Origin of the sequence: Kordiimonas laminariae, from assembly GCF_023008165.1 — a bacterium.
GTDB lineage: Bacteria > Pseudomonadota > Alphaproteobacteria > Sphingomonadales > Kordiimonadaceae > Kordiimonas > Kordiimonas laminariae.
In genome coordinates this window covers 19,454-32,830 of record NZ_JAKQZA010000012.1, presented here as the reverse complement: position 1 = coordinate 32,830, position 13,377 = coordinate 19,454, and the positions used below count along the sequence as shown (strand labels likewise).

The following is a 13,377-nucleotide window of genomic DNA, read 5'->3' as shown; positions in this document are numbered from 1 at the left end:
TCCGTTTTGAATTCTATACAGCAGCCCTACGGCGGCGTATGAATAGCCTTAGAAGCACGAAAAGGACAATAATAATCGGCACGAAAGCAATATTTATGAAGGCAAGCAACTTTCCAAGGCCGTCAATCTCTTCATGCAGATTACGGTTCACTGTCCTCAATTCCTTACGTGTTTCAAGAAGTTGATCCCTAAAGGAGTCGATTTCCGCTTCTTGCTCACTCGAGAAAACTGTAGAGCCTTCAGGCTGTTGTGCCTCAAGTTCCGCAATACGTTGCTCTGCTACCTGCAGGCGCTCCTGAAGTATACGCTCTTCTGCCAGGTATTTTGCCTCTGCATTTTTCCGGAGCCGATCAACAACACCAAACGGGCGCTTCATCACACCTCGTCCACGCAGCTCGAGCAAAGAATCACTGCCTGAAATATGATCGGCAAGGTTAAGGATAAAACTGCCATTACCTGCAAGCGGCACTACAATTCTCTGCCCCAACAACTCCTGAAGTTGCACCCAAAAACGATCCTCAAACAGATCAACATCAGCACCTACCACGATATTAATCGTGCCATCTGTAATGCCAGCTTCCGCTTTTTCGGGAAATGCTGTTTTTGTAGCTCCTGTCAAACGAGCTACCAGAGCATAACTATTACCGTCTGCCACAAAATCACCCAGCAAAGCGTCTGGGTCCGGTTGTCCTGTTGCACGCTGCGCATCATAGAGCATCGCCACAGCGCTTGTACTAACAAGAGGATCAAACCGTGTAGAAGCCCCTTCAACTGGCAGTAACACACCGCTGCTGGCTAGATTCAGATTATCTACAGAACCTGCAACAATATCGACCGCCGACAAGAAATCTTTCTTTATGCCGAGCCAGAAGAGATAGTCTTTAATAGAATCCGGTCCGTACCCGCCTACCTGAACACGTTGAGCCAAGGACGCATCGCCAACCACCATACCTTCTGGCATCTCAGCACCCCAAGCTTTAAGGAGTGGGCCAAGATTTGATGCTTGTGGCGTTACGGCACGTGGATCCATCGCTTCCGAATGCGGATCAAGAAACACGAGTGCACGACCACCGGACAGTACAAACTGATCAATTGCAAACAACTGATCATCAGTAAGAACTGGCGGATGCACCACCATCAACACATCGGTACTATCTGGAAGGGTCGTAAAATCCGCAGCTAACATGGAAACATCGAAGAATTCCTGAAGCTGCTGATATATGACATAGGGTTGCCCCTGCCCGGAAAGAGCTGCTTGTGCACCTCCTGCGCCAAACTGCATCGGTAAGCTGGTGAGAAGCGCGAGCGTTTTCTTATTCTCGTTTCCAAGAGAAACAAGCAATTTCACCAAATCATACTCAAGGAAGTTTTCCCGCTCTTCCGTAAAGAAAGGTATAATGGCTTCACCATCCAGATCATTCGCCACCTTCAACCCAAGGTAAAAGACTGAACCATCCCCCATTGGAATGCCCTTAAGGCCAGCGGCAACCGCATCATCTTCTTCTTCAGAAAAGGGTTTTGGGTCAATAATAGAAAGAGTGATTTGACCACTGCTCGCCACGGAAAAAGCCCTGAGCATATCTTCGACGCGTTTCCCGTAATTCAAAAGCTGAGGGTACGGTGTAGCTAGGGTGCGGGAGAAATAAAACTCCATAGACACGGAATCCTGAGTTTCCGCCAACAGGGTTTCTGTACCTTCTGTTAAGGTATATAGACCACCCTCCGTAAGATCGACACGAAACGCTCGTAAGTAGCGATCAGCCAGCACTGTGACCGACAAGAACATCAAAACCGCAAGCAGAAACTGAATAGATGTACGGCTCAACAACTTGGACATGTTAACCCGCCTCTCTCTTACTTTCGATCACTACACGATTCACCCAGAGCCATCCAAAAATCAGCGCTCCAAAATAAACCAAATCACTGGCTACAATCACACCCTTTTGCAAATTATCAAAATGAGTAAGAAGGCTTAGATTTGAAATAGCAAGAACAATTGGTTCAGGTGCCCAGCTACTGAATGCATCGAGCACCATAGGTAAGCCTGAAACCATAAAGAAGAAACAAGCACATACAGATAAGATGAAAGCTACCACTTGGTTTTTTGTTGTAGCTGACATCGCAGCGCCAATCGCAAGGAAACTTCCAGCCACGAGCAAAGACCCAAGATAACCAGTAATAATTACACCGTTATCTGGATCGCCCAGCCAATTCACTGTCACCCAGATAGGGAATGTCAGCAAAAGAGCAAAAGCTGCAAACAGAAAGGCTGCCAAATACTTACCTATTACAATTGCGCTCAAAGGTACTGGCAGCGTGAGTAGTAGTTCAAAAGTGCCACTTTTCCGTTCTTCTGCCCATAGTCGCATGCCAATGGCAGGCATCAAAAACAGAAACAACCAAGGTTGATAGGTGAAAAATGAAACTAAATCTGCCTGCTCACGCTCATAAAAAGCGCCCATGTAAAAAGTAAACATACCCTGCAAAACAAGGAAGATAACCAGAAACACATAGGCAACTGGTGTTGCAAAATAGCTGGCAAACTCTCGTTTTATGATGGTGGAAATATGCATTGTTATACTTCCCCCTCTGTCAGCCTGCGGAACACATCATCAAGCCGGCCCGGATCAACAGAAAATTCCGTAATCTGCCAATTGCTGACGGCTGCGATATCAGAAATAGATTCTGCTATATCTCCGCGTCCTTTGCCAAGAATGGTCATACGAACGTTATCACCCTGCTTTGCAGCCTCAATTCGTTCAATGAATCTTAACCCCTTAAGAGCAGCGGCAGCCCTTTCTGCTTGCTCCTTTGGCACCAGCATAACAACAGCGTTTTTATATTCTGACTGGTTCTTGAGATCAGTCGGCGTGCCATCCGCAACAATACGGCCCTTATTAATCACTACAGCCCGGTGGCAAATAGCTTCGACTTCCTCAAGAATATGCGTGGAGATAATAATCGAACGGTCAACAGACATTGCCTCAATCAATCGGCGCACTTCGTGCTTCTGGTTTGGGTCCAGACCATCTGTTGGTTCATCAAGAATAAGAACATCTGGCGCGTGAAGAATTGCAGCAGCAAGCCCTACCCTGCGCTTATAACCCTTGGAAAGGGTTTCAATACGCTGTTCCATAACGCTGTGAAGATGCACGGCGCCAGCCGCACTTTCCACCACATCCGCTATTTCAGCTTTTGGGATATGTCTGGCTTCAGCCATAAAACTCAGGAACCCACGTGGTGTCATATCACCGTAAAGAGGCGCGCCTTCAGGTAGGTAGCCAATTTTAGCCCGGGCTTTTACATTACCGGTAGTAACGGTTTCCCCACACACAGAGGCCTCCCCGCTTGTTGGCGCGAGAAAGCCTGTGAGCATTTTCATAGTGGTGGTTTTACCAGCACCGTTTGGCCCTAGAAAACCCAGCACTTCACCCTTCTTTACAGAAAGGTCTATTCCGTCGACGGCAACCAGCCCACCAAATTGCTTTGTCAGTTGTTTTGCTTCTAACAAAACATCCATCAGCAAATCCCCAGCTCTTCACTATGAAACTAATTATCAATATTGAGATTCTTGATAGAGCTATTCCCGCCAACATGCAAGTTATTGCGCCACAGCCCTTGGCACATCCCGGAATTTACCATCCCATAGATCAAGCATCCGTTCGCGCCACTGGTATAGTGGATCACTTTCTTCAAGAAGCTGGAAATCTGAAACCGTATGCGCCCACATGAAAGTACCCATCAGCGTATAATCAAGCCAACCCGGCTGATTACCACTAAGGTATGGGAAAGACGCCAGAGGAGCCCGTAGGAAATCAAGCTGCTTACGGAAATCCTCAACGCGTGTTTCACGGCCCGATACGAAATCCTCTAGGCTTTGCCCAACTGCCTTTTCTCTTGTGTCCCGGAAATAGGCCTGAGAAGCCTCATCAAGCTGTTTCCATACATCTACTGCAACGCAAGTGAAAATCCCGAACAACACAATGCTGTTGATAGATGCCTGAAGCGAATGGGCCTGAGCAAGTTCTGCTTCTGAACCAAAAATCTTATTTTCTGGATATGCTTCATCCAGATACTGTGCAATTTCAAAGCTATCACCAACCAGCTTGCCGCCATCTTCGAGTGTTGGAAAACGCTGAGCACCCTCACCGTCGATTTGTGATTTTTCAACAAAACGCAACGGCACAGTTTCATAAGAAAGGCCTTTATGTGCGAGAAAATATTTGGTGCGCCATACATATGGCCCAAAACATACCTGCCTGTTCTCACCACATAATTCATATAATTTCATGGATTCTCTCCAGCTTACCACAAATAAGCCAACACAATAGAGCTATACAAAACTAAGAAGAACTAACGCTTTAGTGAATAGATGAGAAAAGCTGGCCCAGCTGTGTTTTGTACGGTCATAAGGGGGCATAGGTTCATGAAACCGCTAGCTGGGCCAGTCGAGGCCAACAGCTATATATAGAAGCCCCAATAAGGCCTGAGCGAGGCCCAATTAAGGCCATTTAAAGATAGCTCTATTTCGTTAGTTTATAACAGTACAATAAAAAAGCCCCTACCAAACTGGCAGAGGCTTTTTCTTGAATATTTATATATCGCTTAGCGAATATTTACGTCGCCAGAACCGCGCACGTTTGAACGTACATTACTCGGCTGACCGTAAACATCAACATCGCCGGAACCGCGCACAGATACACCAGCCTGCTTTGATGCATAAAAGCTGATATCGCCGGAACCACGAAGATCAACATCTGCATTTTCACATTCCATACGGCGTGCAGATACATCGCCAGAGCCACGAAGATCAAGCTTCAGGCCACTACATGAACCTTCAACATTAATGTCGCCAGAACCAGCTAGATCGATTGTGAACTCTCCGAATTCAGCGCCAGAAAGCACAGCATCGCCAGATCCTTTAAGGTCAAGCTCGAAGCTATCAGCTTTTGCGTTTTCAATGCTCATATCACCCGAACCATAGATGCCCGCAGCTTCAAGCTTTGGTACAGTAATGATCACTTCCAGTTTTTTGATATTACGGTAGGAACCCTTTTCCATTTCAAGGTAAAGTGTGTCACCGCGCACTTCGGTGATAACTCGGTCAATAATATCACCATCGGCAATCACACGTACTGAGCGCTCTTTACCTACAGTGATTTCCGCATCCATAGATCCTTTAAGAGTTACCTCAGTGAAAGAACCTACATTTCGTGATTGCTCTGCTACGTCTCGTGCCATTGCTGTTAAAGAAACAGCTGATAGTGCTGCAACCACTGCTGCTGATTTGATGAATTTCATTGTATTTCCCCTCAATGTCGCTGGTTATTTAATGCTGATTGAACCGATACCGCCAACGTGCTTACGCACCTTTGCCGGCTCGCCATAAATAGAAATCGAACCAACACCGCTTACATCGGCATCAATATCTTCTTTTGCGTAAACGCTCGCAGAACCAGCGCCTTTTACCTGCACTTCAACGCTTGAACACTCAAAGTTCTTGGCATTAATGTCGCCTGCGCCTTTTACATCAAGGTTAAGGGTACCGCAGGTACCTTCAATATCCAGGTCGGCTGCACCTTTGATTTCAATATCAAAGTTTTCAGCATCAATATCACTGAAGTCACCATCAATCGCGCCTAGCACTTCAATGCCTTCAAGGTTTTCAACATTGATGTTTACTTCTACATCAACATTATCCCAGAAGCGGCGACGGCGGTCTTTCTCCCGCATATCAATGTAAAGAGTACCATTCTTCACATACGTCAGAACTTCCTTAAGGAAATCATCCTCCGTGCGCACGGTTACTTCCTGGCTTTTGCCAGCTGTAACATCCAGTTCAGCAGCACCAAGGATGGTAATTTTTGTGAATTCTTCCAGATCTCTGGTTTCAGAAGCCATATCGGCATAAGTCGCATTACCACCTGTTGAAATGAATGACGCGGCAACTACACCAGCTGCAGCCATACCAAACAAGCTACGACGTAAGAATACGTTATTCTTCATGGGTCTTATCCTCGCAATATGTGTTTGAGCCGTACTGTTACTTTTTTTATCGGCCTTCTTATTTATCCCACTGAGATAGGGATGGGTCAACCGGATTTAAACCCCACTTATCGCAGTTTTCTTGCGTATTATCGCATTTTAGAGCAAATTTAATACAAAGGAGCATCCATGGACGAAACTAGCGCATCATTTCACCCTGCCTTTGAGCAATCTCATAGCTCGATAAAAAAGCCTTCAAAAACCGTGTATTTTATGCGGCAAGAACTTAATCAAATCCTGAATGTGTATGGCAAAATGGTTGCTGCCTGTGAATGGCATGATTATGCAATTGATCACCTAGACGACATGGCAATTTTCTCAATCCACCGCAGAGCAAGTGAAATGCCGCTTTACCGTATTATCAAAGAACCAGCACTTGCCGGAAAACAAGGTATGTGGCGTATCCTGGGGATGAACAACCAGATTTTAAAACGCGGTAAAGATTTAAAGACAATGCTCAAATATTTTGATCGGCAACTGTTCAAGAGCGTAAATTAACTTTCCCTGCCTTGAACATGATCGGCTTTTCCTGCGGCTGAATCGATACCGGGCCAAACCCGATCAAATCACCATCCAATTGAATAGGTGTATTACCATCACCAATTATTACCTGCTCTGACAACAGTTCTTGTGTTTCACCTCGAACATCGAGAGACTTGAAAGGTAATAGTATTTGGTCAACAAGACGAGCAATCGCCCCGGCCTTTTTAAACCGCAACCAGGCTAATCCCCGCTGATCCACCGCCGTTTTCTCAGTAAGCACAAAAGGCCCAGCATATTTCGCGATATTTGCAAGGATAATCCAACCTGCCATCCCAGTGACATCACTAGATTGCCACGGCACCGAAGGCTTACGAGGTTCTTTAATCATGGTTGTGATCATAGCCGGTGCAAACGCAGCCCTGCCAATCTTTGATTTCATCCACGGGTTCACATACTGCAGAACCGCAGCATCAAACCCGGCTCCCAGCCAACAAAGGCCGATGGTTCTTTTACCTTCATGAGTAAGTTGAAACGGATAAACAGGACGTGTTCGATTTTTCAGAAGGATTTTAGAAACGCGCTTAACGGATTTTATGCCTTTTTTCATATAGCCGAGTTCCCGCGCCATTACATTAGCTGTACCAGCCGGAATAATACCAAGCGGTACATCGCTACCGTTTAACCCTTCAGCCACTTCTCTAAGCGTACCATCACCACCTGCAGCTACTATTAAATCTACGCTGCCCTCGGTACTCAAATCAGCTGCTAATTTCACAGCATGGCCTGGCGCCTCAGTTACAATAAGATCAACTTTAGCGCCTTTCTTCTTCAGGCGATTAATCACCCCCCACAGAAAAGGCCCACTCCGCTGTCCAGCGGCAGGATTACTGATAACGGCAATATATGGATTTTTGGGCATAGTATTTCCCGCATCTATATTTCCTGAATTGATACAAGCAACTATTACATGAGCATGAAACTGGCAAAAGAAAAAGGCGGCACCAATTGGTACCGCCCTCTTATTTTTCTATTCAACCTATTTAAAAATTGATGCGGTAAACTGCACCAAATGTACGTGGTTGGTTCGTACGGAAGCCAAGGCGGGCACGGCCACCACGCTCACGATCAAACGAGAGGTTTGCGTTTTCATCAAAGATGTTATTCACATAGAGAACAAATTCCCATTCATCTTTGAAAATACCGAAGCTCAGGTTCGCAGTTTTATATGAATCCAGCTCAAGGTCTACGGATGTCACATCCGTGCCAGGAGCGCCACCAAACGCTAGGTTCGATACGAAATCACCAGACGCTTCCTGATCAGATGGCTGAGTGAAGATACTGCCGCGTACAGAGAATGTACCCGCTACATATGCTTCAACACCGTCACCCGCAATCTCGAACGGGAATGTATAGCTTGCTGTTGTACCAAAGTTATATTCTGGTGTTGACGCCAGGCGGTTACCTTCACGCACGCCGCCAAGCACAGCACCAGCGCTTGTTACAGTAGAGTCAAACTCAGCCTCTAGAACACTACCTGCGAAAGATACATCAAAGCCATCAAACAGACGTGCCTTGAATTCGGCCTCCACACCAAGTGTGTGAGCCTCTTCAACGTTAAAGGTAATACGAGAAGAACATGAGCCCGCATCAAGTGTTACCTGAAGATTGGAGATATCGTTATAGAAGGCAGCAGCATTGAAGGAGATATTACCAGTATTAACTTTCACACCTACTTCATAGTTCCAAAGCGTTTCATCATCATAGTTCTGGAAACTACCGAATGTATCCAGATCTTCCGGGTTACATAGCGGGGTGTTCAGTGGATCATTTACACCACCAAGACGGAAGCCTTTAGATGCCTGTGCATTCAAAGTTACTTCTTCAGTCAGGTCATAGCTCAAAAGGAAACGAGGTGTAAAACCATTGGAAGATGTAGAATCTACCTGATCCACAGTTCCAGATCCAAAGAGACCAACCTGATCAATTTCACGTTCTTCATCATAATCATAGTAACGGCCACCCACAGTAATATTTAAGCGGTCAGTTACATCGTAGCTTACTTCACCAAATACTGCGATTTGTTCAAGCGTATACGGTAGTTCAGAGAAGAACGGAGAATCCGCAGGGCCAACGCCAGCACGTGTTGCCTCAGCTGTACCAGCACCTAATACTTGATCTGTGAATGCATCATAGCCTGGTGTTGGAAGGAACTGCTGATAGAAACGGTCTGTGTTTGAATAGAAACCACCAATAATCCACTGGAATGGTCCATCACCATTTGACGAGAAACGAAGTTCTTGAGTGAACTGTTCTACTTTTGTGGAATCACGAAGGTTGGATGGGAGCAGAACAGCTTCATCAGGGAAACCAAGATCTACAGATACACTACCTGTAAGCGCGCTTGCATCACGGCTTACAAGAATGTCACGGTCCGTATAACTTGAAATTGCTGTTACATCAAAGCCATCAAACCCAACTTCAATATTCAAATCTGCAATTAATGTTTCATCTTTGAAACCTTCATCAAGCAGAAGGAACTGCTGGCGTTCTTCAAAAGTTACCGGTGCGCGGCCACCTTCAGCAGATGCATCTGTGAATGGATTTGCATAGAGATTAAATACTTCCTGACGGTTAAAGCCATCTGTATCAATCTCTTGATAAATAATGCGAGGGGTAATAGTCACCGTATCTGAAGGTTTGAATGTAAATGCCAAACGACCACCCGTGCGGTTGCCACTGTTTACATTTTCATCAATCGTACCACCTTCACGGATTGCATCAATATAGCCACCATATTCAGTGTGGTATGCAACAGCACGGAACGCACCTAAACCATCACCAAACGGCACGTTGATCATACCCTTAGCGGAACCACCAAAACCGCCACCGTCAACCTGGTTCAAGTCGATTTCAGCACTGCCTTCAAATTCTTCAACATTTGGCTGGTTTGTGATGTAACGGATCGTACCACCAATAGAACCAGAACCGAATAAAGTCCCTTGAGGACCACGAAGTGTTTCAACACGGTTCAGATCATAAAAATCCAAATCTGGGGTAAATAGTGAGAGTGAAATTACAGATTCATCCAGATACACACCAACCTGTTCTTTAACACCCGGTTGGTCACGCACAATCTGCCCCGCAGATACACCGCGGATGGAAACCTGACTTTGGCCAGGGCCTAAATTCTGGATCGTAAGACCAGCAATATTCCTTGAAAGGTCCTCAATGTTTTTCGCACCGGAACGCTGAATATCGGCCTGTGACTGGGCATTAATAGAGAATGGAACGTCTTGAATACTGGACGCGCGTTTTGTTGCTGTTACAACGATTTCTTCGAGCGAATATTCATCCTGAGCGGCAACAGAGGGGGCTATTAAACCAGTTGCCATCAACGCAATCGCTGAAACACTTTTCATGCAGACAGCTGTATGCTTTTTCATAGGATCCTACCTTCTTAGTTTGTTTTTAGTTTTTCATTTTTATGCACACAGATACACGCCATTCGGCCACTCCCCACCAAGCGGTGCATCACGGAAAAACTATGCGAGGGAAAATAAGGTAGCGCCAATGAATTACGACACAATATAAGAATATACACCCTTGTTTTTTACATATGTTTCACATTTTGTGACAATTGCGCAACAAAGTACACAATCAAAGGTTATATAATCACACTAAGGCTATAACCTATAGGGTTTAAACCAATAAATAATGCTATTTTTACGAGAAAACAGAGCTTAAAATTGCGCCGATTGAATGCCAAACAAGATATGCTTCGCCCAAATCCAATCATACTGGCCGCTATCTTTTAGAGTTTTTAAACCACGGTTAAAGGCGTCTCTGTTAGCAGGTTTCACAAACATCAGATAATAGGGAACAGGCTTGTAAATCTGGATAACTTCAAAATCTTCGCCACCCTCTTCAGATCGCAGGCCTTCAAAATAATGTTTAAACGCCACCAAATCCCCCACATATGCATCCATCCGGCCTGCATGCATCATTCGGGTGGCTTGCGGAGTATTATCAATAATTTCTGCTGTTTTTAGGTAAGGCAACAACTCTCTGATTTCTTCACCCAAAGAAGCTTCTACGGCGGGGAAAGTTCCCCATTTCAGGTTTCCCCAGTTCTCTCTGGAGAAATCCACACCACGCCGAATGATAAGCCCATCATGCCAATACCGAATAGGCATGGAAACGGCCCCGTACTCTGAATTCGGAGTATAACTAACAGCAGCCTGCACCTTCTTATCAATTAAAAGGCGCTCAACCCGGTTATAGGGAGAGACGAGAAAATCAATTGAAAGCCCACCAAGTTCCGCAGCTTTCCTTATGATATCAACGTCGATACCCTCTTTACTATCAGGGTAAACATAAGGAGGGATACCGCCATCAATAGCGATAGTAATTTTATCATCTGCATGTGCTGTGTACTCCAGCACAAGCAAAGACATCATAGAAAAGAAAAGCTGAAAAGCCTTCAACATGAAACGATCCCTGACCACCGAACAACCGCGTGATACTGTCTAACTCACACCTGAAATGCAAGGATCGTTTACATGGCTTAGATTGCAAAATGCCTACAATTTACGCTGATTCACTCTAGCCATTAGCTCTTCAGCGCTTTCTTTACGCTCACTGTATCTATCCACCAGATAATCAGAACGGCCACGTGTCAGCAGCGTGAATTTAACCAGTTCTTCCATCACATCCACAATACGGTCGTAATAACCAGAAGGTTTCATGCGATCGTTATCATCAAACTCAAGAAAAGCTTTCGCTACAGAAGATTGGTTCGGAATAGTAATCATGCGCATCCAGCGCCCAAGGATGCGGAGCTGGTTCACAGCATTGAAGGACTGTGAACCACCGCACACCTGCATAACAGCTAATGTTTTACCCTGTGTTGGTCTTACAGCACCAAGAGAAAGCGGTATCCAATCAATTTGAGACTTCATAATCCCTGTCATGCTGCCGTGGCGCTCTGGTGAACACCACACCATGCCTTCACTCCACTGCACCAAATCGCGCAGTTCCTGAACCTTTTCGTGGCTTTCATCCACATCATCATCAGGAAGTGGTAGCCCACTTGGATTGAAGGTTTTTACCTCAGCCCCGAAACGCTCTAGAATGCGAGCAGCTTCTTCTGTCACCAACCGGCTAAACGAACGCTTTCTAAGCGATCCATAAAGCAGCAGAATTCTAGGCTTATGCCCTACCTGATCAGGAGTAAACAATGCCGTTTCATCAATAGCCTTCCAACTATCTTCGTGAATATTCGGCATATCAACTTCAGACATGATCAAACTCCTAACCAAAACGCAGATTATTCAGCCGCAAAATAACCACGTGTTGCGTTTGCAAGTGCAACAAGCGACAGCATTACCGGCACTTCCACAAGCACACCGACCACGGTTGCGAGCGCCGCACCAGAATGAAGTCCGAAGAGGCTGATAGCCACCGCAACAGCAAGTTCAAAAAAGTTGGATGTACCGATAAGTGCACAAGGTGCCGCAACATTAAACGGAATGCGCCACAACCAAGCTGCACCGTATGCAATAATAAAAATGCCGTAGGACTGTATAAGAAGCGGAACAGCAATAATGGCTATCAGAACGGGTCTTTCTAAAATAACCTGCCCCTGAAAACCAAAGAGCAATACGACGGTACCTAATAAGCCGATGATTGAGAAAGGCTTCACTGAACCTGTGAATTTATCAACGGCAGACGTATTACCATCCTCTTTGATCAACATCTTCCGGGTAAGAGCGCCTGCCGCAAGCGGAATAATCACATAAAGCACCACAGAGATCAGAAGCGTATCCCACGGCACAGTGATATCTGTCACGCCCAGCAAGAATGCCACGATCGGGGCGAAGGCGAAGATCATAATCACATCATTTACAGAAACCTGCACCAAGGTGTATGTCGCATCCCCTTTTGTCATCTGACTCCAGACAAACACCATCGCCGTACAAGGCGCAGCACCCAGAAGAATGAGACCAGCGATATATTCCTGCGCGTCCGAGGGGCTGATCATATCCGCGAACACGCCTTCAAAGAACAACACACCAAGGGCTGCCATGCTGAAGGGCTTCACTAGCCAGTTTACAAGAATAGTAACCACAAGGCCTTTAGGACGATCTCCAATATACCGTAGGCTGGCGAAATCCACATTCACCATCATCGGATAAACCATTGCCCAGATAAGTACAGCTACCACAAGGTTCACTGAGGCATATTCAAGGCTTGCAAGAACTTCAAAAACGTCTGGGAAAAAGCTACCCAACCCAATGCCCGCAGCAATACAAATCGCCACCCACAGAGAAAGCCACTTTTCAAAGAAACCAATGCCGCCAGCAGGCGCTTCAGTTGGCATAACAGTATCAGTTGCCATGAGTAAATCCGATCAACACTTGGGGGTTAATTCACTAAGAAGCGGCGCACAGGTTTCTGGATTGCCGCCACAACAGTCTGCCATCAAAAACGCGAGTAAGCCGCGCATGCCGTCCATCTCCGCGTAATAACGGATAGACCGCCCTTCCCGATCACCACGGATAAGCCCTGCTGCGACGAGAATAGAAAGACCGGAAGACATTGTGTTTTGTACAATACCTAGCTCTTCCGAAATTGCACCAGCTGGCATACCAGCTTCACCCGCCTTTACCAGAAGGCGGAATACATCAAGCCGTGTCTCGTTAGACAGAGCATTTAACGCTTTTAAAGAATCACTTTTATCCATATATCCAGAATATTGGATATATTAATTTATGCAAGTTCAAAATAACTGTAGCACAGCCATAAAATACAAAACCCCCGGCCATTTCTGGCCGAGGGTTCTTTTTCTAG

General features: G+C 45.8%; 13 protein-coding genes. 1 reads left to right on the top strand and 12 read right to left on the bottom strand.

The features are described 5' to 3' along the window. Positions 1–13 precede the first annotated feature (13 nt). The 6 genes from MF542_RS17150 to MF542_RS17125 form a co-directional block, all read right to left on the bottom strand. The gene (locus tag MF542_RS17150; protein ID WP_247021744.1) at positions 14–1,837 is read right to left on the bottom strand and encodes a Gldg family protein; all 1,824 of its coding nucleotides are present in this window, start codon (positions 1,835–1,837) and stop codon (positions 14–16) included. Position 1,838: 1 nt separating this feature from the next. After that, positions 1,839–2,573 (bottom strand): ABC transporter permease subunit, encoded by a 735-nt coding sequence (locus MF542_RS17145; RefSeq protein ID WP_247021742.1) that lies wholly within the window; start codon positions 2,571–2,573, stop codon positions 1,839–1,841. 2 nt (positions 2,574–2,575) lie between these two features. Then, positions 2,576–3,511, bottom strand: a complete 936-nt coding sequence (locus MF542_RS17140; protein ID WP_343265091.1) for an ABC transporter ATP-binding protein — start codon at positions 3,509–3,511, stop codon at positions 2,576–2,578. Between the two features lie 90 nt (positions 3,512–3,601). Beyond that, the gene (locus tag MF542_RS17135) at positions 3,602–4,291 is read right to left on the bottom strand and encodes a glutathione S-transferase N-terminal domain-containing protein (RefSeq protein ID WP_247021738.1); all 690 of its coding nucleotides are present in this window, start codon (positions 4,289–4,291) and stop codon (positions 3,602–3,604) included. A gap of 314 nt (positions 4,292–4,605) precedes the next feature. Next, on the bottom strand, positions 4,606–5,301 hold the full coding sequence (locus MF542_RS17130; protein WP_247021736.1) for a head GIN domain-containing protein: 696 nt from the start codon (positions 5,299–5,301) through the stop codon (positions 4,606–4,608). A gap of 24 nt (positions 5,302–5,325) precedes the next feature. Beyond that, on the bottom strand, positions 5,326–6,006 hold the full coding sequence (locus tag MF542_RS17125; protein ID WP_247021734.1) for a head GIN domain-containing protein: 681 nt from the start codon (positions 6,004–6,006) through the stop codon (positions 5,326–5,328). A gap of 168 nt (positions 6,007–6,174) precedes the next feature. On the opposite strand from MF542_RS17125, the gene MF542_RS17120 reads away from it, so the two are divergent. Then, the gene (locus tag MF542_RS17120) at positions 6,175–6,543 is read left to right on the top strand and encodes a DUF2794 domain-containing protein (RefSeq protein ID WP_247021732.1); all 369 of its coding nucleotides are present in this window, start codon (positions 6,175–6,177) and stop codon (positions 6,541–6,543) included. On the opposite strand, the gene MF542_RS17115 is transcribed toward MF542_RS17120, so the two are convergent. The 6 genes from MF542_RS17115 to MF542_RS17090 all read right to left on the bottom strand — a co-directional run bounded on the left by MF542_RS17115 (position 6,527) and on the right by MF542_RS17090 (position 13,270). After that, positions 6,527–7,447, bottom strand: a complete 921-nt coding sequence (locus tag MF542_RS17115) for a diacylglycerol/lipid kinase family protein (RefSeq protein ID WP_247021730.1) — start codon at positions 7,445–7,447, stop codon at positions 6,527–6,529. The two genes, MF542_RS17120 and MF542_RS17115, sit on opposite strands and share 17 nt — an antisense overlap. Before the next feature lie 121 nt (positions 7,448–7,568). Continuing rightward, on the bottom strand, positions 7,569–9,971 hold the full coding sequence (locus MF542_RS17110) for a TonB-dependent receptor (protein WP_247021728.1): 2,403 nt from the start codon (positions 9,969–9,971) through the stop codon (positions 7,569–7,571). A gap of 297 nt (positions 9,972–10,268) precedes the next feature. After that, a complete protein-coding gene (locus tag MF542_RS17105) occupies positions 10,269–11,015 on the bottom strand; it encodes a substrate-binding periplasmic protein (protein ID WP_247021726.1) in 747 nt (248 codons plus the stop codon). A gap of 93 nt (positions 11,016–11,108) precedes the next feature. Next, positions 11,109–11,828, bottom strand: a complete 720-nt coding sequence (gene arsH, locus MF542_RS17100) for an arsenical resistance protein ArsH (RefSeq protein ID WP_343265072.1) — start codon at positions 11,826–11,828, stop codon at positions 11,109–11,111. A 26-nt stretch (positions 11,829–11,854) separates the two neighbouring features. Then, entirely contained in the window at positions 11,855–12,925 is a 1,071-nt protein-coding gene (arsB, locus tag MF542_RS17095) for an ACR3 family arsenite efflux transporter (protein ID WP_281501760.1), read from the bottom strand. A 12-nt stretch (positions 12,926–12,937) separates the two neighbouring features. Continuing rightward, positions 12,938–13,270 carry an ArsR/SmtB family transcription factor gene (locus MF542_RS17090; RefSeq protein WP_247021725.1) on the bottom strand — a complete coding sequence of 111 codons (333 nt, stop codon included), beginning with the start codon at positions 13,268–13,270 and terminating at the stop codon, positions 12,938–12,940. Positions 13,271–13,377: the final 107 nt, after the last annotated feature.

Excerpts from the sequence above, each read along its gene's own strand:
- MF542_RS17150 (WP_247021744.1), bottom strand. The coding sequence starts at position 1,837 with ATGTCCAAGTTGTTGAGCCGTACATCTATTCAGTTTCTGCTTGCGGTT.
- MF542_RS17145 (WP_247021742.1), bottom strand. The coding sequence starts at position 2,573 with ATGCATATTTCCACCATCATAAAACGAGAGTTTGCCAGCTATTTTGCA.
- MF542_RS17135 (WP_247021738.1), bottom strand. The coding sequence starts at position 4,291 with ATGAAATTATATGAATTATGTGGTGAGAACAGGCAGGTATGTTTTGGG.
- MF542_RS17130 (WP_247021736.1), bottom strand. The coding sequence starts at position 5,301 with ATGAAATTCATCAAATCAGCAGCAGTGGTTGCAGCACTATCAGCTGTT.
- MF542_RS17125 (WP_247021734.1), bottom strand. The coding sequence starts at position 6,006 with ATGAAGAATAACGTATTCTTACGTCGTAGCTTGTTTGGTATGGCTGCA.
- MF542_RS17120 (WP_247021732.1), top strand. The coding sequence starts at position 6,175 with ATGGACGAAACTAGCGCATCATTTCACCCTGCCTTTGAGCAATCTCAT.
- MF542_RS17115 (WP_247021730.1), bottom strand. The coding sequence starts at position 7,447 with ATGCCCAAAAATCCATATATTGCCGTTATCAGTAATCCTGCCGCTGGA.
- MF542_RS17110 (WP_247021728.1), bottom strand. The coding sequence starts at position 9,971 with ATGAAAAAGCATACAGCTGTCTGCATGAAAAGTGTTTCAGCGATTGCG.
- MF542_RS17105 (WP_247021726.1), bottom strand. The coding sequence starts at position 11,015 with ATGTTGAAGGCTTTTCAGCTTTTCTTTTCTATGATGTCTTTGCTTGTG.
- arsH (WP_343265072.1), bottom strand. The coding sequence starts at position 11,828 with ATGTCTGAAGTTGATATGCCGAATATTCACGAAGATAGTTGGAAGGCT.
- arsB (WP_281501760.1), bottom strand. The coding sequence starts at position 12,925 with ATGGCAACTGATACTGTTATGCCAACTGAAGCGCCTGCTGGCGGCATT.
- MF542_RS17090 (WP_247021725.1), bottom strand. The coding sequence starts at position 13,270 with ATGGATAAAAGTGATTCTTTAAAAGCGTTAAATGCTCTGTCTAACGAG.